The sequence below is a fragment of the Xanthomonas melonis genome, assembly GCF_020783655.1.
GTDB classification, from domain to species: domain Bacteria; phylum Pseudomonadota; class Gammaproteobacteria; order Xanthomonadales; family Xanthomonadaceae; genus Xanthomonas; species Xanthomonas melonis.
On record NZ_JAJGQH010000001.1, the window covers coordinates 364473 to 383711 of the forward strand.

The 19239-nt window shown below is 66.6% G+C and carries 19 protein-coding genes; 4 read left to right on the forward strand and 15 right to left on the reverse strand.

Annotation, left to right across the window (positions count from 1 at the left end; all coding sequences use genetic code 11):
- Positions 1-15 precede the first annotated feature (15 nt).
- The 3 genes from LL964_RS01535 to LL964_RS01545 all read right to left on the reverse strand — a co-directional run bounded on the left by LL964_RS01535 (position 16) and on the right by LL964_RS01545 (position 3387).
- On the reverse strand, positions 16-1185 hold the full coding sequence (locus tag LL964_RS01535; RefSeq protein WP_208621431.1) for a nitrate/nitrite transporter: 1170 nt from the start codon (positions 1183-1185) through the stop codon (positions 16-18).
- A gap of 551 nt (positions 1186-1736) precedes the next feature.
- Positions 1737-2810 carry a CmpA/NrtA family ABC transporter substrate-binding protein gene (locus tag LL964_RS01540; RefSeq protein ID WP_104587115.1) on the reverse strand — a complete coding sequence of 358 codons (1074 nt, stop codon included), beginning with the start codon at positions 2808-2810 and terminating at the stop codon, positions 1737-1739.
- A 4-nt stretch (positions 2811-2814) separates the two neighbouring features.
- Positions 2815-3387, reverse strand: a complete 573-nt coding sequence (locus LL964_RS01545; RefSeq protein WP_104587116.1) for an ANTAR domain-containing response regulator — start codon at positions 3385-3387, stop codon at positions 2815-2817.
- 81 nt (positions 3388-3468) lie between these two features.
- On the opposite strand from LL964_RS01545, the gene LL964_RS01550 reads away from it, so the two are divergent.
- A complete protein-coding gene (locus LL964_RS01550) occupies positions 3469-4473 on the forward strand; it encodes an NAD(P)-dependent oxidoreductase (RefSeq protein WP_104587117.1) in 1005 nt (334 codons plus the stop codon).
- Between the two features lie 114 nt (positions 4474-4587).
- Here the strand turns inward: LL964_RS01550 and LL964_RS01555 are convergent, their stop codons facing one another.
- The 3 genes from LL964_RS01555 to LL964_RS01565 are packed head-to-tail and all read right to left on the reverse strand — an operon-like array spanning position 4588 to position 6759.
- Complete coding sequence (locus LL964_RS01555) at positions 4588-4950, reverse strand: hypothetical protein (RefSeq protein WP_104587118.1); 363 nt, start codon at positions 4948-4950, stop codon at positions 4588-4590.
- On the reverse strand, positions 4934-5512 hold the full coding sequence (locus LL964_RS01560; protein ID WP_228329361.1) for a molybdenum cofactor guanylyltransferase: 579 nt from the start codon (positions 5510-5512) through the stop codon (positions 4934-4936). Before LL964_RS01560 ends, LL964_RS01555 begins: the two co-directional genes overlap by 17 nt.
- The gene (locus LL964_RS01565; protein ID WP_104587120.1) at positions 5509-6759 is read right to left on the reverse strand and encodes a molybdopterin molybdotransferase MoeA; all 1251 of its coding nucleotides are present in this window, start codon (positions 6757-6759) and stop codon (positions 5509-5511) included. Before LL964_RS01565 ends, LL964_RS01560 begins: the two co-directional genes overlap by 4 nt.
- A 186-nt stretch (positions 6760-6945) precedes the next feature.
- Here LL964_RS01565 and LL964_RS01570 point away from each other — a divergent pair, with 186 nt between their 5' ends.
- Positions 6946-7221 (forward strand): hypothetical protein, encoded by a 276-nt coding sequence (locus tag LL964_RS01570; RefSeq protein ID WP_104587187.1) that lies wholly within the window; start codon positions 6946-6948, stop codon positions 7219-7221.
- A gap of 164 nt (positions 7222-7385) precedes the next feature.
- Here the strand turns inward: LL964_RS01570 and xth are convergent, their stop codons facing one another.
- Entirely contained in the window at positions 7386-8393 is a 1008-nt protein-coding gene (gene xth, locus LL964_RS01575; protein ID WP_104587188.1) for an exodeoxyribonuclease III, read from the reverse strand.
- Positions 8394-8548: 155 nt separating this feature from the next.
- Between xth and LL964_RS01580 the strand changes: the two genes are divergently transcribed.
- Complete coding sequence (locus LL964_RS01580; protein WP_228329362.1) at positions 8549-9301, forward strand: OBAP family protein; 753 nt, start codon at positions 8549-8551, stop codon at positions 9299-9301.
- Positions 9302-9608: 307 nt separating this feature from the next.
- Here LL964_RS01580 and LL964_RS01585 read toward each other — a convergent pair whose 3' ends face one another.
- Positions 9609-10181 carry a DUF4142 domain-containing protein gene (locus LL964_RS01585; protein WP_104587121.1) on the reverse strand — a complete coding sequence of 191 codons (573 nt, stop codon included), beginning with the start codon at positions 10179-10181 and terminating at the stop codon, positions 9609-9611.
- Between the two features lie 214 nt (positions 10182-10395).
- Between LL964_RS01585 and moeB the strand changes: the two genes are divergently transcribed.
- Entirely contained in the window at positions 10396-11598 is a 1203-nt protein-coding gene (moeB, locus tag LL964_RS01590; RefSeq protein WP_104587122.1) for a molybdopterin-synthase adenylyltransferase MoeB, read from the forward strand.
- Positions 11599-11658: 60 nt separating this feature from the next.
- Here moeB and LL964_RS01595 read toward each other — a convergent pair whose 3' ends face one another.
- The 7 genes from LL964_RS01595 to rlmN all read right to left on the reverse strand — a co-directional run bounded on the left by LL964_RS01595 (position 11659) and on the right by rlmN (position 19222).
- Positions 11659-12879 (reverse strand): molybdopterin molybdotransferase MoeA, encoded by a 1221-nt coding sequence (locus tag LL964_RS01595; RefSeq protein WP_104587123.1) that lies wholly within the window; start codon positions 12877-12879, stop codon positions 11659-11661.
- A 149-nt stretch (positions 12880-13028) separates the two neighbouring features.
- The gene (der, locus tag LL964_RS01600) at positions 13029-14426 is read right to left on the reverse strand and encodes a ribosome biogenesis GTPase Der (protein WP_104587124.1); all 1398 of its coding nucleotides are present in this window, start codon (positions 14424-14426) and stop codon (positions 13029-13031) included.
- Positions 14427-14436: 10 nt separating this feature from the next.
- Positions 14437-15654, reverse strand: a complete 1218-nt coding sequence (bamB, locus tag LL964_RS01605; protein ID WP_167395302.1) for an outer membrane protein assembly factor BamB — start codon at positions 15652-15654, stop codon at positions 14437-14439.
- On the reverse strand, positions 15654-16292 hold the full coding sequence (locus tag LL964_RS01610; RefSeq protein ID WP_104587126.1) for a YfgM family protein: 639 nt from the start codon (positions 16290-16292) through the stop codon (positions 15654-15656). The genes bamB and LL964_RS01610 overlap by 1 nt, the downstream gene beginning before the upstream one ends.
- 71 nt (positions 16293-16363) lie before the next feature.
- A complete protein-coding gene (locus tag LL964_RS01615) occupies positions 16364-17221 on the reverse strand; it encodes a helix-turn-helix domain-containing protein (protein ID WP_104587127.1) in 858 nt (285 codons plus the stop codon).
- Positions 17218-18006, reverse strand: coding sequence for a type IV pilus biogenesis/stability protein PilW (pilW, locus tag LL964_RS01620; protein ID WP_104587128.1), 789 nt, complete (start codon positions 18004-18006; stop codon positions 17218-17220). Before pilW ends, LL964_RS01615 begins: the two co-directional genes overlap by 4 nt.
- Before the next feature lie 10 nt (positions 18007-18016).
- The gene (gene rlmN, locus LL964_RS01625) at positions 18017-19222 is read right to left on the reverse strand and encodes a dual-specificity RNA methyltransferase RlmN (protein ID WP_104587129.1); all 1206 of its coding nucleotides are present in this window, start codon (positions 19220-19222) and stop codon (positions 18017-18019) included.
- Between the last annotated feature and the right edge of the window lie 17 nt (positions 19223-19239).

Sequence of the window (19239 nt, forward strand, 5' to 3'; positions counted from 1 at the left end):
ATTCCTGTCGACATGTCAGACGCGCGCCGCGCCGGCGGTGGACCATTCGCTGCGCCACTGGGTCTTGACGCCGGCCAGCAGGCCCCAGCCGCCAAGCGCGAATGCGGAGAACAGCCACATGCCCAACGCATAGCTGCCGGTGTGCTGCTTGAGCACGCCCAGCCCGGCCGCCAGCGCGAAACCGCCGATGCCGCCGGCCATGCCGATCAGGCCGGTCATCACGCCGATGTCCTGCCCGAAGCGTTGCGGCACGAGCTGGAACACCGCGCCGTTGCCGGCGCCCAGGCACAGCAGGGTCAGGACGAACAGCGCCAGCGTGATCGTGGCACCGCCCGCGCCGAAGCCGGCGATGCCCACCAGCGAGGCCACCAGCAGGTACACCGTCAGCAGGGCACGCGTGCCGCCGACACGGTCGGCGATCACGCCGCCCAGCGGGCGCATGACCGAGCCGGCCAGCACGCAGGCCGCCGTCGCCCAGCCGGCGGTACGCGCGTCGAAGCCGAACTGATCGTGGAAGTAGCCCGGCAAGGCGCTGGCGAAGCCGGAGAAGCCGCCGAAGGTGATGGCATAGAAGAACATGAAGCGCCACGCATCGCGGTTGCCCACCAACACCCGTCCGTAATCGGACCATTGCTTGCGTGCGACCGGCGTGGGCGCCTCTTTGGCGATGGTCGCGAACACGATCAGCGTCAGCACCAACGGGATGCATGCCAGCCCGAACACGTCCTGATAACCGAAGGCGGCCGCCAGCATCGGTGCGAACAACGCCGCCAGCACCGTGCCGGAATTGCCTGCACCGGCAATGCCCATCGCGGTGCCCTGATGCTCGGGCGGATACCAGCGCGATGCCAGCGGCAAGGCCACCGCAAACGAGGCGCCCGCAATACCGAGCAGCACGCCCAGCAGCAGCACCTGTCCCATGCTGTGCACGCCCAGTTGCCAGGCGCCGAACAGCGCAGCGATCACCGCGAGCTGCGCGACCATGCCGGCGCGCTTGGCGCCGATGCGATCGGCGAACATGCCCAGTACCAGACGCAGCACGGCGCCGCACAGGATCGGCACCGCCACCATCAGGGCACGCTGCTGCGTATCCAGGCCAAGCGACTGCGCGATCGGTACCTGCAACGGACCCAGCAGGTACCACACCATGAAGCTCAGGTCGAAATACAGGAAGGATGCGAACAAGGTGGGCGTATGCCCGGATCGCCAGAACGAACGCTGCATGGAGACCTCTTCGGATGCGATAGCCAAAAAAAAGGCGCCCCTCCGGTAAAGCCGGAAGGACGCCGTTGTCCTGGATGCACACAGATCGCCGTTGATCTGCAGCACCGTCTTGCATGTTGTTGCGGGCACGCCGTTGCGCCCGCAGCCAACTGCTACGCAATCAACGTGCCAACTCGCTCACCTGGCCGTCACGCACGCGCAAGTCGTTGAAAAATGGTGTTTTCATTACAGGCATGTCTTGCCTGTGGCCGGCCGGCGTCCGTTGCCACACCCGACCGCTCCCGGCTTTCGTGCAGCGATGCACCAATACCGTGCGCAAGCCGGCAAGCCTGGCGCGCGCGGTGCCCTCACCGCATGCGGGACACGCCGTGAATCCATCCCTGCAGGCTGCGTGGCGGCATCCATGCCGCCACAGCGTCCCGCACGCGGCGAGGACACCACGCGGCGCAAGGATCCGAAACGCGGACATAGCGGATCGGACACGCTACGCCACAGCAACGGATCAAAGCCCGTCAATCGCCCAAGCGTAGATCGAAAAGCCGATTGCGACGGCGATCGCCATCCGGCACCGCTATCCCCAGCCACGCTGCGGCACTGCGGTAGCTGTCCGTGCGATGGATCTCCCGCAGCCGCGCCATGTCCTCGTCCTGGACGTCATGCCATCCCCACCGCTGGAACTGGCTCAGGAACCACTCTCCATCGGACAGCCACGGCATGTTCACCGTTCCATCGCGATGGAAAGCCAGCGCCGTCGCGTCGCCGTTGCAGGCATCGGTAACCGCGTCCAGGCAAGTGAGCAGATGGGTGGCCGAGACCCCGATATGCTGCGGCTCGGACAGCCACTGCGCGCACTGCGCGCGGTGGTCCTGTGCCGCCTCCAGCCAGCGGCAGGCCTCCAGCACGCACGCGGTCAGCCGCTGCGCCGCTTCCGGTTGCAGGGCCGCGAACTCGCGCCGGCAGGCCAGTACCTTTTCCGGATGCCCCGGCCACAACTCGCCGCTGCGAATCAGCCGCACTCCGACACCCTGCGCCTGCGCCACCGCCGCCCACGGCTCGCCCGAGCAGTAGCCATCCACCAGCCCGCTGCCCAGGGCCGTGGGCATTTGCGGTGGCGGAATCGTGAGGACGTCGACATCGCGCATCGGGTCCACCCCGCGCGCGGCCAGCCAGTAATACAGCCATAACGCGTGCGTGCCGGTGGGGAAGGTCTGCGCGAACACCGCGCGCCGGCCCAGTCCGGCCAACGCCTTCGGCAATGCCTGCCCGTCGGCCAATGCCTGCGCCAGTGCCGGGGCCACGGTGATCGCCTGGCCATTGTGGTTGAGCGTCATCAGCAAGGCCATCGGGCATTGCGGCCCGGCGATGCCCAGCTCGATCGCGTACACCAGGCTGGCCAGCGCGTGCGCTGCATCCACCTCGCCGGCGAGCAGCCGATCGCGCACGCCGGCCCACGAGGCCTGCCGCCGCAGATCCAGCTGCAGGCCATGTGCGCGGTCCAGCCCCAGCCGCTGCGCGGCCACCAGGGGCGCGCAATCGATCAGCGGCATGTAGGCCACGCGCAACGTGGAAAGTTCGGCTTGGCTCATCGGTTCATCCCAGCAATTCGGCCATGGCCACGATGCGTCGCGCCACCTCGGCCAGTTTGACGCCCTGCTTCATCGCCTGCTGGCGCAGCGCGGCATACGCATCGGCCTCGCTGAGGCCGCGTTTTTCCATCAGCAGCCCCTTGGCGCGGTCGATCTGCTTGCGGTCCTGCAGGGCCTGCTGCACCTCGTCCAGGCGCTTGCGCATACTGCTCTCCTGCGCGAAGCGGGCCAGCGCCACCTGCACGATCGGCGCCAGCCGCGTCGGCGACAGGCCGTCCACCACATAGGCAGTGACGCCTGCACCGACGGCCGCATGGATCAGCGCATCGTCGCCGTCGCCGGAAAACATCACCACCGGGCGCGGCGCATGCGTGTGCAGCATCGACAACTGTTCCAGGGTGTCGCGCGAAGGCGAATCCACGTCGATCACCACCACATCCGGCTGCTGGCTCTGCACCGCGTGCAGCAACGCACCGACCGACGCCACATCGTCGAGCACCGTGTAACCGGCGCGCGTCAGCGCCTGGCGCAGTTCGCCGATCGGCTTTTCGGTATCGTTGACCAGCAGAACACGCATTGGCGGTGGCGAGGCGTGTGGACGTGAGCCGATGTTGCCATGCAACATGCAGTCGGCGCGAGTCATCTTTCGGAGTGGGCCATGCCGTTGTTCCCGTTGTTCGCAAACCTGCAGGGACGCGCCGTGCTGGTGATCGGCGGCGGCGAGGTCGCCACGCGCAAGGTGCTGGCCTTGCTCAAGGCCAGTGCGCAGATTCGTCTGCATGCGCATGCCCTCTCGCCCGAGCTGGAGGAGTTGATGCAGGCCGGGCGCTTCGCGCGGCTGAGCGGTGCCTTCGACCCAGCCTGGATCGACACGGTGTGGCTGGTGGTCGCGGCCACCGACGACACCGATTTGAACCAGCGCGTCGCCGCTGCTGCGGGCGCGCGTCAGCGTCTGGTCAACGTGGTGGACGATGCCGAACTGTCGACCTACCAGGTGCCGGCGATCGTGGACCGCGACCCGCTGGTGATCGCCATTTCGTCGGCGGGAGCAGCCCCGATGCTGGCACGTCGCCTGCGCGAGCGGCTGGAGCGCGAGCTGGACGCCTCGGTGGGTCGCCTCGCCGGCCTGTTCGCCCGCCATCGCGAGCGCATCCGCAGCCAGCTCCCGGACATGAACCGCCGCCGGCGCTGGTTCGACGGCGTGATCGATGGGCGGGTGCCACTGCTGCTGCAGGCCGGCGAGGATGCCGCTGCGGAAGCCGCGTTCGACGCCGCGCTGGACGATGCCGGCGCGGTGCCGGCGCGCGGCAGCGTGCAGCTGGTCGGCACCGGCCCGGGCGATCCGGGCTTGCTCACGCTAAAAGCGCTGCGTGCGATGAATCTGGCCGACGTGCTACTGGTCGCTGCCGACATTCCCGATGCCGTGCTCGAACTCGCGCGCCGCGACGCTTCCCGCCGTGCCCTGCCGCAGGATTCGGCGCTACAACAGGCACTGCTGCTGGAGCTGGCAGGCGAAGGGCTGCACGTGGTCGCGCTGCGCAGCGGCACCGGCTACGACGATACCAGCGCAGCCTCGATCACAGCCGCACTGCGGGCCCACGGACTGGCCTGCGAACGCGTGCCGGGCATCCATCAGGAACGCCGCAAGCGGCCGGCGCCATAAGGACATCGACCACGGGAGCCTGAGCTCAGGCAATGAGCGCCGAGCGCAGCGGCGCCTGCGTACCGTCCGACACTTCGGACCGCCGGGCGTGCCAAGGCGATGCGTACCGCCTGGTCACTCCTTCGCCAGGCGCTTGCGTGCACTGTCGCGCACATCGATATCGAAGGTCACCTGCAGCGCCATGTGTTCGGCATGTCCGGCGCCCGCATCGAAACTGAAGCGCAGGCCGTCGCGGCTGGGCAGGCGTCGCGCATGCGCTTCCAGCGCGTCGCGCGGCACCGACAGTTGCCAATGGTCGGTGGCACAGTTGCAGGCCGCATGGCCGCCGGTCAGGCTCACCGTGTGCCGCACCAGCCGTGCGCCCTGCCCGCTGGGCAGCCGGCTGAGGTTATCCACGCTCTGCCCGGCCAGCAGCGTGGCCAGTTCGGCTTCGTCGATGCGGAACCGCAGATGCTGACCTTCAATCTGGATTTTCATGAATGAGCTGACTCCACTGCTCGGGCGTATTGCAATTGACGAACGCGGCGCGTTCGCTGGCGGTGACAGCCACGCGATGGCAATGCAGTGTTCGCTGCAGTCCACGCAACGAGCGTGCCGAGGCCGCTCCTTCCATCAACGCCGCCAATGCTTCACGCACGGCGGCATCGATGCACAGCCGCATCGGCAGCATCTGCTCGTCGAACACGACACAGCGCTGTCGCACAGGCGCCAGCAAGCGCTCGATCAGCGGCGTGGACAAGAGCGGCATGTCCACCGGCACCACCACCAGCGTGGTCGCATCACCCAGCTGCGCGATGACGCTGGCAAGGCCGCCCAGTGGCCCCAGGTCTGGCTGCACGTCGGCGATGCCGGAGTAGCCGGGGCGGTCGCCGCTGATCAGCACCCGCTGCGCCCCGGCATCGCGCAGCAGCGCCTGCATATGCGCAAGCAGCGGTTGCCCATGCCAGGGCAGCATGGCCTTGTCGCGCCCCATGCGCGAGGACTGCCCGCCGGCCAATACCACCCCGGTCCAGACAGGCGCGGACGGGCCCGGCGTCAAGGCTCGAACGCCGGCGCGGCTGGATGCAGATGGCCCAGGCCGTATACCTGGGCCCGCGTGCTGGGGGCGGCAGCGTCCGGCTGCGGCTCCAGCACCACCCACGCATTGGCCTGCAGCAACGGCGCCACGCGGAACGATTCCTGCTGCGGCAGGACCTGCACCGACAACTGGCCAGCGCCGTCGCACAGCAGGCGCGCACGCAGGTGTTGCCGCCAGATCGGCCGTGCCTGCAACGGTGTCTGCAGGACCACCGGCAGACCCTGCTCCGGTGGCATGCCGAGCAGTCCGCGCAACATCGGCTCGACGAAAAACCGCAGCCCGGCAGCGCTCGCCATCGGATTGCCGGGCAGGCCGACATACAACACGCCATCGGGCAGCCGCGCCAGCAGTATCGGCTTGCCTGGCCGCACCGCCACCTTATGGAACAGCAGCTGCGCACCGTGGCGGGCCAGCGCATCGGGGATGAAGTCGTAGCGGCCACGCGAGACCGCGCCGGTGCTGAGGATCAGCTCCGCGCCGGACCCGCGCGCCTGGGCCAGGGCGGCATCGAATGCCGCCACCTCGTCGCCCACCCGCCCCTGCCATACCGCTCGTGCACCGGCCGCACGTAGCTGGCCGACCAGATAGGCACTGGTGCCATCGCGGATCTGCCCAGGCTGCAGCGGCTGCGCGGGCTCGCCGACCAGCTCGCGACCGGTGGCGATCAGCGCCACACGTGGCTGCCGCACCACCTCCACGCGCGCGCAGCCCAGCGCTGCCAGCAGCAGGGCATGCGCCCCGCGCAGCACGGTACCGGCTGCGATCACTGGAGCGTCGACGGCCACGTCCTCACCCCGGCGGCGGATGTGCTGGCCGGCGCGCGCATCCGCGCGCAGCCGAATACGGCCAAGGCGTGCGTCGTGCTGCGCCAGGATCTCGACCTGCTCGATCGGCACCACCGCATCGGCGGCTGCCGGCAGAGCGGCTCCCGTCATGATCTCCCACGCCGACCCGGCCGCATGCACCGCGTCCTCGCCTGCGGCCAGGCTGCCGGCGATGCGATGCTCGCTCCCTGCCGCCGCACCATGTCCGCCAGTGGCCAGCGCCACCCCATCCATCGCACTGTTGTCGAACGGCGGTAGCGCATCCGGGCTCAGCAGGGTCTGCGCCAGCACACGGCCCTGCGCATCGGCGCTGTCCACCCACTCGCTGGCGAGCGGCACCACCTGCTGGTGCAGGCACACAAGCGCCTCGGCATAGCTGATCATGGGCAGGGCAATGGCCGGGTTGGGTGGATCACCCGGCTAGGATACCCGGCCATCCCCGTAGCGGATATCGAACCGGTCGCAGCGCGTACGCACGACTGGAGCGATGCGTACCGCTAGACATTGCTCGAACGCGCCGCCCACAGCGTGCCCGGCACAGTACGGATGTCGCCCTCTTCGCTTTTGTTCATGAATTTTGTCGACAGCGTCGGCTGGCTCGCCAGCGCCGTGCTTATCGCCACCCTGATCCGGCAGATCTACAAACAGTGGTGCAGCGATCAGGGCCACGGCGTCTCGCGCTGGTTGTTCATCGGCCAGATCACCGCCTCGCTGTTGTTCATTCTCTACAGCGCGCTGGTGGGCAATGCGGTGTTCGTGGTCAGCAATGGATTGATCCTGGCCACCGGCATCACCGGCTATGTCTTGCAACGCATCAAGCGCAAGCGGCAAGGTGCACAGGCTTGAGCACAGCGCATGGCGCGGACGTGTGTCCCGCCTCCGCGTGCCCGACCGCGCGACTACAGGCCGACTGCGCAGTCGTCACGCCAGGCCCCGAATCTTCAGGTATTACACGTCCGCTCCGCTCGCTATGCGCCGTCCACACGCCGGCCGAGCGCTGCGACATGCGGTCAATCGCTCTTGCGAGTCGCTCGTCGCGCCGGCGGCCTGGGCGCCGCGGTTTTGCCCGCCGATGGTGGCTCCTGCCCCTGCTTGGGCGCGGTGGCACGGTGGCTGCGCGCGGACGAAACACCCGTTTTCGCTGGTCCGCCTGAGGCGCGCCTTGGCGCGGCGGGTTTGACGCCTGCACGCTTGCGCGATCCAGCCGATGCCGGCGGCGCATCGGTCGCGGGCAGCTGGAGCTGGACCCAGGTCGGCGCGTGATCGCTGGCCTTCTCCAAGGCCCGCACCCATTTGTCCACTCCCGCATCGCGCAGCCCGGGCGCCAGTGCGCGGTTGAGCAGCAGATGGTCGATGCGCAGGCCACGATCGCGCGCGAAATGCTGGCGAAAATAATCCCAGAACGTATACACCGGTGCATCGCCATGAATGGCCTGCAAGGCATCGACCCAGCCCTGCGCCAGTAGCTGCGCGTAGCAGGCGCGGCTTTCCGGTTGCAGCAGCGCATCCCTGCGCCAGCCTTTCGGGTCGTAGATCTGCGCGTCGGTGGGCACCACGTTGAAATCGCCGATCAAGATCGCCAGGTGCGGCAGATCCACCAACGTCTTGGCATGCCGCAGCAGACGCTGGAACCACTTCAACTTGTAGTCGAACTTCGGCCCTGGCTGCGGATTGCCGTTGGGGAGATACAGGCAGCCCACCACGATTCCGTGGATGGCAGCCTCCAGATACCGACTCTGTGCATCGGCTGGGTCCCACGGCAGGCCGCGGCGGATCTCGATCGGCTCGGCGCCGCGCGCCAGCAGCGCCACCCCGTTCCAGGAACGCTGGCCGTGCCAGATCACCCCGTAACCCGCCTCGCGGATCGCCTGTTCCGGAAATGCGTCCTGGGTGCACTTGAGCTCCTGCAGACCCACGATGTCCGGCTGCTCGCGCCGCAACCATTCCAGTAGATGCGGCAGGCGGCTGCCGATGCCGTTGACGTTGTAGGTGGCAATCCTGCGGGATGCGACGGACATGAAGGGATGGAAGTTGACGTGGATGACGAGCATCGTGGCAGCAGCATGAACGCCATGCTCAAGCGAAGTGAAGCTGCATGCAGCGGCGGCGTACTCACATGCCGCCGACTCCATGCATCCATAGTCTGAGGGATCGTCATCAGGAAGAAGATCCCATGCACCCGTCCAGCTTGCTGCTGCCCCTGGCGCTATGCGCCGCATGTTCGCGCACTCCGTCGCCGGTCACGCCTCCCGGCGCTGAAGAAACCGCCAAGACCGATGTTCTGGAAGCCGGCGCCAAGGTGCTGCAATCCAACGGCCCGGTCGGCAAACTCGATATCTATCTGGTCGGCTTTCATCCCATGAAGGAGGCACCGAACGAGCAGATGGAAGCCCACCATTACTGTCATCAGGTGAACCAGGATCTTTCCCAGTGCGCGCTCTATGACGGCAATACCGACGACGCGAACCTGACCGGCATCGAATACATCATTTCCGAAACGCTGTTCGCGCAGTTGCCGGAACACGAGCGCAGGTTCTGGCACCCGCACAATGGCGAAATACTCTCGGGCCAGTTGTCCGCGCCCAATCTTCCCTTGCTGGCGGAAAAGGAACTCATGCGCAGCAAGATGAACAGTTACGGCAAGACGTGGCACACCTGGCATTCGCAGAAGGGAACGGCGCCGGGCGACACATTGCCCCTGGGCGAACCGATGCTGGCATGGTCTTTCAATCGCGACGGCGAGATCCAGCAGCCACTGATCGAACGACGCGACAAGGCGGCTGCCGTTTCCACTGCAGAACGTCGTGCAAACCGCACAGACCTCACCGAACTCGCAAAACCGCAGCAGGGCGTCGATGCCTTGCGACGCCATTTCCCTAATCGCAAACCCATTCCCGGTGTCGTTGACGCTGAGGCAGCGCAATGAGGCGCTGCAAGCAGTAACGACGCGGCGACCGCGCGGGTATGGTCCATCGCAGTGACGGCGTAGCGCTGCGACCAACCAACACCATGTGAGGTCGCTGCGTCCTGCGCGTTCCTGCAGACAGATCCGGCCCTCATGGATCAGCCCGCCGGTCGCTTCAGCGAAGCAGCCTGTCCTTTGCGTGCGAAAGATCGGCCGCATCTGCAGCTGGCCCGATCGCAACGAAACAGCAGGGATTGTCTACATCACCTGCGCAAACACCGCCACCCGATCGGTGACGGTGCCTCCCCCGTCTTGTCGCGCCTGCAGTTTACCTGGCCGCCGCGTTGCCGCCGGTTTGCAAAGCCTTGGCCGCCGCCAGATGATCGGCGACATGACCACGCGTGGTCTTCAAGTGGTCGGCAACCTGCGCTGTCCGCGCGGCCGGAATCAGCTTCCTGTCCAGCGCATCCAACGCATCACTGTGATCCTTGACCATGGCCTTGATGTAGGCCGCCTGGAATTGCTCGCCGTCGAGCTTCTCCAGTTGAGTCAATTCGGCCTTGCCCTTGCTCATCTGCAGCTTGGCATCCGCTGCAGAGGGGTCCGGCGACCATTTGGCGATCTTCTGGTTGTTCTCGGTATGCTCCCTGAGCATGCGTGTGGCGTACTCGCGCACAGCGCCGGTCGTCTGCTTCTTCAACGCCAGGTTGGCCGCGTTGATCTCGCTGGTGTTGATCGCGCTCAGCACGCCCAGGGCCTGCTTCTCGCTCGCGCTGGGCGCCGCAGCCTGCATGGCTCCCGCCGAAGCGTTGCCCGGTTGCGTGGATGTCTGCGCCTGCGCGCTCACCGCCAGTGCGGCAGACAGGGCGAGCGTCATCAACAAAGGGGATGTGGCTTTCATGCATCTTCTCCGGTCGGATGTGGTGCGCCGATGCTGGCCACCGCTGCGTGACTCAGCTGTCGTGTCCATGTGGACAGATGGCGAAGAAGTACTGCTGCGAAGCGCAACGAGTGTCCGCGCCGAACACATCGCTGCGTTGCCGAGACCGCTATGGGCGAAGAGGTCACGATCCATCTGCGTGAGAGACGCGTGTCTGAGAGGCCATAAGGCGCAGATGCCTGTCCGATGCAACACAGCCGATCGCCATCGGCCCGAGGCTTTGCGCGACAATAGCCGCATGACCGATGAGCTTGCACCCGCCGATGCCCGTGATCGCGCCCTGCGCGGTGCCGTGCTGATCGACATTCGCCATCCGCACGAACGCGTCGACGGCCAGGCCGAAGGCGCGCTGGCCGTTGCGCAGGCGGATCTGGAAACTGCGCCCGCACGGCATCTGCCAGACCCCGAACGCGAAGTGCTGCTGATCTGTCAAAGCGGCAAACGTTCCGCGCGACTTGTGGCATCGCTGCGCGCACAAGGGTATGCACGTGTGCGGTCGGTGCTTGGCGGCACCACCGCATGGCGGCGCGACGGCTTGCCGCTGGTGCGCCCCGCGATGCCAACGGACGAGGCGGATTTTCTGGAGCGTTATTCGCGACACCTGCGCTTGCCACAAGTCGGCGCCGAAGGACAGCAGCGCCTGGCAGGCGCGCGCGTCCTGCTGGTCGGTGCGGGCGGCCTCGGCTCGCCCGCCGCGTTCTACCTGGCAGCCGCGGGGGTCGGTCACCTGCGGATCGCCGACGACGATGTGGTGGACCGCAGCAATCTGCAGCGCCAGATCCTGCACACCGACGCCAGCATCGGCCTGGCCAAGGTCGATTCGGCGGCGCAGCGACTGGCTGCGCTCAACCCACGCGTGCAAATCGAAGCGGTGCAGTGCCGCGTGACCAGCGACAATGTGGAACAGTTGTTGCGGGACGTGGATGTGGTGGTCGACGGGGCCGACAACTTCGCAGCCCGCTACCTGCTCAACGACGCTTGTGTCCATCTCGGCAAGCCGCTGGTGTACGGGGCGGTGCAACAGTTCGAGGGTCAGCTGAGCGTCTTCGACGCTGGCCGCAAGCGTGGCGAGGCCCCCTGCTATCGCTGCCTGTTCCCGGAGCCACCGCCGCCCGAGTTCGCTCCCAGTTGCGCCGAGGCCGGCGTGCTCGGCGTGCTGCCCGGCGTCATCGGTCTGCTGCAGGCCACCGAAACAGTCAAGCTGCTGCTCGGCGTCGGCGAGACTCTGGCCGGGCGTCTGCTCAGTTTCGACGCGCTGGCGATGCGTTTTCGCGAGATCCGCCTGCGGCCGGATCCGCACTGCCCGGCCTGCGCACCCAGCGCGCACTTCGCTGGCTATCCGGACTATGCGGCATTTTGCGCTGGCGCGGTCGATTGAAGCCGCGCATCGCGGCGGTGCTGCATCGCATGCAAGCACCGCCGTCTCGAGCGCATATGCTCACAACGCGTAAGGAATCACCCGCACGATCTCACCGGCTTCAAAGCGACGCGCCTGTTCGGGCAAGACGATCAGTGCATTACTGTCTGCCGCGCCGCGCAACAGATGCGAGGCATCGCCGCGATGCGGCAGCGCGCTGAGGCGACCGTCGGAGCCGCACTCCAGCCGTCCCCGCAGAAATTCAAGGCGCTCGTGGCGTTTGTCCCAAGGACTGGCCAACGCCGCATGCCACAGCGGCCGCGGCTCGCTCCGGCCCTGCAGCCCATCCAGCAACGGCACGCCGTAGGCGATCAGCGTTGCCAGGACCGAAACCGGATTGCCCGGCAATCCCAGCACCAGACAGCGACCGATCTGCCCGAGCACCGCCGGCATGCCTGGACGCATGCGCACGCGCCAGAAGTGGATCCGGCCGAGCTCGCCGATCAATCGCGGCAGATAATCCTTCTCCCCTGCGGACACACCGCCGCAGGTGATCACCACGTCGAAGGCCGCCGCCGCATCTTCCAGCATGCTGCGGATGCGCTGGGGATCATCGGGCAAGGTCGGCCACGCCGTCGGCGCGTAGCCCAAGGCGCGCAATTGCGCCATCAGCATGTCGCGGTTGCTGTTGTAGATCTGCCCCGGGCCCAGCGGCATGCCAGGCTCGACCAGCTCGTCGCCGGTGGCCAGCACCGCAATGGTGGGCCGCGGCGCGACCGTCAGCCGCGACAAGCCGAGCGCGGCAGCCAGCCCGATGCGTGCCGGGGTGAGTACCTGCCCGGCCTGGATCACCAGATCGCCGGCCCGCACGTCGCTGCCGGCCAGCCGCACCGCTGCACCGGCGCTCGGCGCAGAACGGATCACCACCGTCCCATCGCGCTGTTCCGTGTCTTCCTTGGGCACCACAGTATCGGCGCCAGCCGGGAGCGGCGCGCCGGTGGTGATACGCAGGCATTGACCCTGGCCCAGCGTGCCATCCCAGCGCTCGCCGGCAAACTGTTCGCCGACCAGGGTCAGACGCGTTTGCGCCTCGAGCAGATCCGCATGCCGCAATGCGAAGCCGTCCATCGCGCTATTGGCGAACGGAGGCAGCGACAGCGGCGCGATCAGGTCAGCGGCACTGATGCGCCCATCGGCACGTGCAGTGGCAATGCTTTCGTCAGGCGGACGGCTGGCGCCGGCCACGGTGTGCAGGATCTGCAACGCCTGCGCATAGGCGATACGGCTGGGATAGTCGGTCATGCCGCGAAGGATACCAGCGTGCCGATCTGCACCGCCGGCCAACGCTGCAACGCGCAGCGCGCACCTGGACCAGAGCTTGCGAGGATCCACGCACACGCACCTGGCGTGTTTGTAGCTCGCGCACGCGCATTGCGCAAGATCTGCCGGCCTTACTTCCCCTTGACGTGCCGCATCAGGCGTCGCTTGCGCGCGATCTGCCGATCGGTCAGCGGATTCTTCTTGCCTTCGTAGGGGTTGGCGCCTTCGCGGAAAATGAAGCGCACCGGCGTGCCGACCAGCTTGAAACGCTTGCGGAAGAAGTTTTCCAGATAGCGCTTGTACGACTCCGGCAACACCTTCAGGCGCGTGCCATGCACGATGAAGGTCGGCGGGTTCGCGCCACCCGGATGTACATAACGCAGCTTGGAGACATGGCCGCGAATGCTTGGCGGAGGATTGGTCTCGTAGGCGATTTCCAGCGCCTGGTTCACTTCGCTGGTGCTGAACTCGTGGTTGGCCGATGCATGCGCGCGATGGATGGCCTGGAACAATTCGCGCATGCCCGAGCCATGCAATGCAGAGATCCGCACCGCCTCGGCCCAGTTCACGAAGCCCAGCTTGCGCGACAACAGGTCTTCGGCCTGCGCACGCTGATAATCGCTCTGCCCATCCCACTTGTTGATCGCCACCACCAGCGCACGGCCGGCATCCAGGATCGCGCCCAGGATCGTCGCGTCCTGATCGGTCACCCCTTCGGTCGCATCCAGCATCAGCACCGCCACCTGGCATTGCTCGATCGCCTGCAGCGTCTTGAACGCACTGAACTTTTCGACCGCCTCTTCGACCTTGCCGCGGCGGCGCAGGCCGGCGGTATCGATCAGGCGATACTGGCGATCGTCGCGCTCCAGGTCCACCGCGATCGAATCGCGGGTGGTGCCTGGCACCTCGGAGGCGATCATGCGCTCCTCGCCCAACAGGCGATTCACCAACGTCGATTTGCCCACGTTCGGCCGACCGACGAAGGCGATGCGCACGCGCGCCGGGTCGTTGTCCAGCAGCTCTCCGGACCCCTCTTCCGGCAGGCGCGCACCGACTTCCTCGAGCAGTTCGTCGATGCCCTGCCGATGCGCGGCAGACAATGCCACCACATCGGAAAAACCATAGCGCGCGAATTCCGAACGCACGGTTTCTTCGTCGGTGCCGTCGATCTTGTTGATCACCAGCACGGTCGGGCGGGCAAGCTTGCGCAGCCACGCCAGGATTTCGTCATCGAGCGCAGAGGCGCCTTCGCGGCCATCGACCACGAACAGCACCAGATCCGCTTCGCCAGCGGCCGCACGCGCCTGGCGCGCGGTGGCGCCGGCCAGGCCTTCTTCTTCGCCAGCGATGCCGCCGGTGTCGACGACGATGAAGGGCTGCTGCGCGTCGAGACGGCAGACCCCGTAGTTGCGGTCGCGGGTGACGCCGGGCTGGTCGTGGACCAGCGCGTCACGGGTGCGCGTCAGCGCGTTGAAGATGGTGGACTTGCCGACATTGGGCCGTCCAACCAGGGCGACCAGGGGCAGCATCGCAAGATCCTTATTGTGCCAACCGGAAGGCGGTGAGGTCGCCGTCGGTGTTTTGTACCAGCAGAATGCCATCCACGACCACCGGCTGCGCCAGCAGCGTGTCGCGTCCAGCGCGAGCGCGCGCGGCCAGTGCACCGTCACTGAGCTTCAGCCAGTGCAGGTACCCCTTGTAATCGCCGACCACGGCATAGTCGCCCTGGATGGCCACGCCGGTCAGCGAGCGACGGGCCAGCGCAGCCTGCGACCACATGGCCGCACCGCTGGCCTTGTCCAGGCCCCAGACGGTGCCGGCATTGTCGGCCACCACCACGTTGCCGGACGACACGCCCGGGCCACCGGGACCGCCATGGTCGCGGCTCCACAACGGGCGTCCGCTCGGGCCTTCCAGCGCAAGGGTTTCGTTCTTGAAGCTGGTCGCGTACAGGGTGGTGCCATCCAGCACCGGCGCGCCGTCCACATCGGACATGCGCTCCAGCTCGGTACGGCCTTCCGGCACGCCGATGGCCTGGTCCCACAGCGGTCGACCATCCTGCAGGGCGAGCGCGCTCAGGGTGCCGCTGTCGTTGCCGACGAACACCACACCCGGGCCGGTCACGATCGGCGCATTGCCGCGCACCGACAGGGTCGGGCCTTCCTCGGCATGGAACCAGCGGCGTTCGCCGGTGGCCGCATCGAATGCGGTCACGCGGCCGTCGTTACTGCGTACCAGCACCAGGTTCTGCGCGATCGCCGGCGCGGCGATCACCTCGTTCGGTACCTTGGCGCGCCACTTCTCGGTGCCATCGGCCTGGTTCAAGGCGATCACGTCGCCGGACAGGCTGCCGATCACCACCAGGCCTTCGCCCACACCGGGGCCGCCGGACAGGCGTTGCTTGAACTTGCGATCGTTACGCTCTTCCTTCTTGGGCGCGTATTCCCACACACGCTTGCCGGTCTGCAGGTCCAGCGCCTGCACCCCGCCGCTGATCGCCGCCGCATACACCTTGCCATCGGCCACCGCCGGGCGCTGACGCACACCGATGCGCCCCTCGCCCTTGCCCACGCCGGTGGACCAGAGCTTGTCGACCTTGACCGATGGCTCGAAATCCACCAATTCCGCAGGTTCCTGCGCCTTCTTGGCCGCCGCATCCTTCCCGGCGAACCAGCCCTTGACGGTGCTGCAGCCAGCCAACGACACGCCCATCAGGGCAAGCAACGCCACGCGCTTGTACATATCGACCTGCTTCATCACATCTGCTCCGCCGGATCGGGCACCTTGCCGCCCACATCCATCAACTTGGTTTCCAGCAGCCGGCGCTGCGGCGACGCCACGTCTACCGTAGTCAGCGCCTTGGCATACAGCGCACGCGCCTGGTCGGGCTTGCCCTGTACCACCAGCGCATCGGCGCGGATTTCCAGACTCGCATGATCCTGGCTCTCGGCCAGCAGCTTGATCGCATCTTCCGGCTTGCCGCTTTCGATCAGTACGCGCGCCAGACGCTGCTGCACGATCTGCTTGAGTTCGCCTTCGGCCGGCACCTCACGCAGGGTCTTGATCGCTTCGGCGTTCTTGCCGGCGTCCACCTGGGCCTTGGCCAGCCGCAACGCTGCGAGCTCGGCGTAGATGCCACCCTTGCCATCGTCCAGCGCCACGATGTCCTTGGCGGCCTTGTCCAGATCCTTGGCCTGGATCGACTTCACCACCGCCTCGTAGCGCGCGTTGGCCTCGACCAACTCGGTATTGGCGCGCTTCTGCCACCACTGCCAGCCCAGGATCAGTGCCAAACCGAGCAGCACACCGCCCATCAGCCCAGCGCCATTCTTTCTCAACCAGGAACGAACGCGTTCGCCTTGTTCGTGTTCGTCCAGCAGATCGTCGATCGCCATGCGTACTCTCGCTCCGTCATCCCGAAGGCGCGGAACATCAAAAGGGAAAAATGAAAAACCGCAGTCCGCTTCTACTCGGAAGCAGGCACCACGGAGCCGTCGGAGGATACCGCAAAACGTGCCACGTTCGCGCGCTGGAACGGTTTGACGTCGACGATACTGCCGCCTTGCTGAACCTGTACCGCCGACGCGTTACCCAGCACGATACGACCGACCTGGCCCGGCGCATAGCTGCGTCGCTCGCCGGCACGGATCAAGGCTTTCTCGACCGGGCTGCCATCGGGCGCCAGGATCTGCACCCAGCTATCGCCCTCGAAACTGAGCGACAGGCTGCCGGCCTGCGCAGCCGCCGGCGCCTGTTCGGCCGCCGGGGTGGTGCGCGGTACCGGCGTCATCGAGGCGATATAAGGCGCCGCCGGCTCACGTGGCGCGGCCGCAGGCCGGGCTGACGCATCGGGCTTCGAAGTGGTCCTGGCCGCCTCGGGCATGCTGTCCAGCGACACCGTACTCGGCGCCTGGCCATCCAGATGCGAGCGCGTGGCATACCACACCGGCACCGCGAACACCCCGGTGATGACCACGTACATCGCCTTGCGCGCGGTGCTTTCGACGAGCCGGCGCGCGCGCGGGGTATGGGTATGGCTGACCAGCTTCACCGGTTCGACCGGCGCGATGGTCGCCTGCCGCAACAACGGCTCCAGATCCACGTGCAGCAGGCGCGCATAGCTGCGCAACTGCCCGCGCACGAAAACCGGCGCGCCCAGGCGCTGCCAGTCTTCCTGTTCCAGCGAGCGCACCACGTGCGCCGGCATGCGCAGCTTGCCCGCGACATCGTCCAGGCTCAGACCGGCCGCTTCGCGCGCATCGCGCAAATGCTGTCCGCAGCCCTTCTCCTGCTCGAAAGGGTTCGGATTGGAATCACTGATCACAATGCATTGGCCCCGGGGTTAGCGGTCGCTGCGTCAGGAAATTCCTTGACCAACCGCTGTTGGTAACGGCTGGCAGCAACCTTGTCGCCCAGCCCTTGCTCAATCTGAATGGCGAGTTGTAACACGGATGCCGTTGCCGGTGCAGCCGCCAGCCTGCGCTCGACGAAGGCGCGTGCTTCGAAAAAATTGCGTCGCCCCGCTTCCAGGCGCGCCATCGACTCGAGTGCGTAGGGGTTGCTCGGATCGATGTCCAGGGCCTTGCGCAGATCGCCGATCGCGCGCTCGGTCTGGCCTGCCTTCAACGCGCAACCGCCGGCATTTCCGAGCGCAGACGCCGGTGACGCATAGGACCTGTCGGCCAATGCGCGATCGAACCAGGTCAGCGATTCGGCAGGCGAACCGTTGGCGCATAACCAGGCACCGTAGTTATTGAGAACGTCACCGCGCTGGGGAGCCAATTCCGCAGCCCTTCGATAAGAAGCGCCAGCGCCAGCCACATCTCCCCTGCCGCCCTGGATCAGGGCCAACATGCCGAGGGCGTCCACCGACTGCGGATCTTTCTTCAGCGCTGCCCGAAGCTGCTCTTCAGCGCCGGCGTAATCACCTGTCTGCATCCGATTGCTGGCAAGGCCCAACTTTTCCTGCACGGCAATCCGGTTCTTTGTGGCCTTGCCATCGCGAAACGAATACACCGGCGCCGCTTCCTCGATGCTTTTGGCCGAGCCGGCCTTCGCATTGCGCCCACCGCAGCCGACCGCGCCCAGCGCGATCGCCACGGCTGCCATTACCGCAAGTTCACGCTGCCGCATCTCGATCGGCCTGCCCTTCCAATGTGCGGCGGAACTCCGCCTGACGACGGGTGCGGTCCATGACCTGCCCCTTGAGCTGCCCGCATGCCGCATCGATGTCGTCACCGCGGGTACGGCGCACCATCGTCAGCACCTGCGCATCGAGCAGGATCTTCTGGAATGCACGGATCTCGGTCTCGCCGGAGCGCTCGTAACGCGTACCGGGGAACGGATTGAACGGAATCAGATTCACCTTGCCGGCGTCCTTGGACTGCACGGCATTGTCGAACTGCCGCATCAACCTGGCCAACTGGCGAGCATGCTCCGGCTGATCGTTGATGCCCTTCATCAAGGTGTATTCGAAAGTGACCGAGTCGCGCTTCTTGCTGCCGCGCAGATAGCGCGCGCACGATTCCATCAACTCGGCGATCGGGTACTTCTTGTTCAACGGCACCAGGCTCTCGCGCAAGGTGTCGTTGGCAGCGTGCAGGGACACCGCGAGCGAGACATCGCTTTCGGTGGAGAGCCGGTCGATCATCGGCACCAGGCCGGAGGTCGACAGCGTCACCCGCTTGCTGGCCAGGCCATAGCCCAGATCGTCGCGCATCACGCTCATCGCGCGCACGACGTTGTCGAAATTCATCAGCGGCTCGCCCATGCCCATCATCACCACATTGGTGAGACGGCGCTGCTGGTGCGGCACGTTGCCCAGGTGCCGCGCCGCCACCCACACCTGCCCGATGATCTCGGCCGTGGTCAGATTGCGGTTGAAGCCCTGGGTGGCAGTGGAACAGAACGTACAGTTCAGGCCGCAGCCGACCTGGGACGACACGCACAAGGTGCCGCGGCCCTTGTCGGGGATATAGACAGTCTCGATGGCGTTCTTGCCGTCGGTGCCCATGGCCAGCAGCCACTTGTGGGTGCCATCGGCGGACGGCTTGTCGAACACGACGTTCGGGACCAGCACCTCGGCATGCTGGTGCAGCTTGGCACGCAGCGCCTTGCCGAGGTCGGTCATCTGGTCGAAATCGGTGACGTAGCGGTGGTGGATCCACTTCATCACCTGATGGGCACGGTAACGCGCTTCGCCAAGCGTCTCGGCGAAGAAGCGCTCCAGTCCCTCGCGATCGAGGTCGAGCAGGTTCTGCTTGCGCACCGGCGCTGCGGGAACAGGAACATCCTGCAGCACGGAGGGGATCACGACCTCATTCACGATTCGACTCTCTCGGC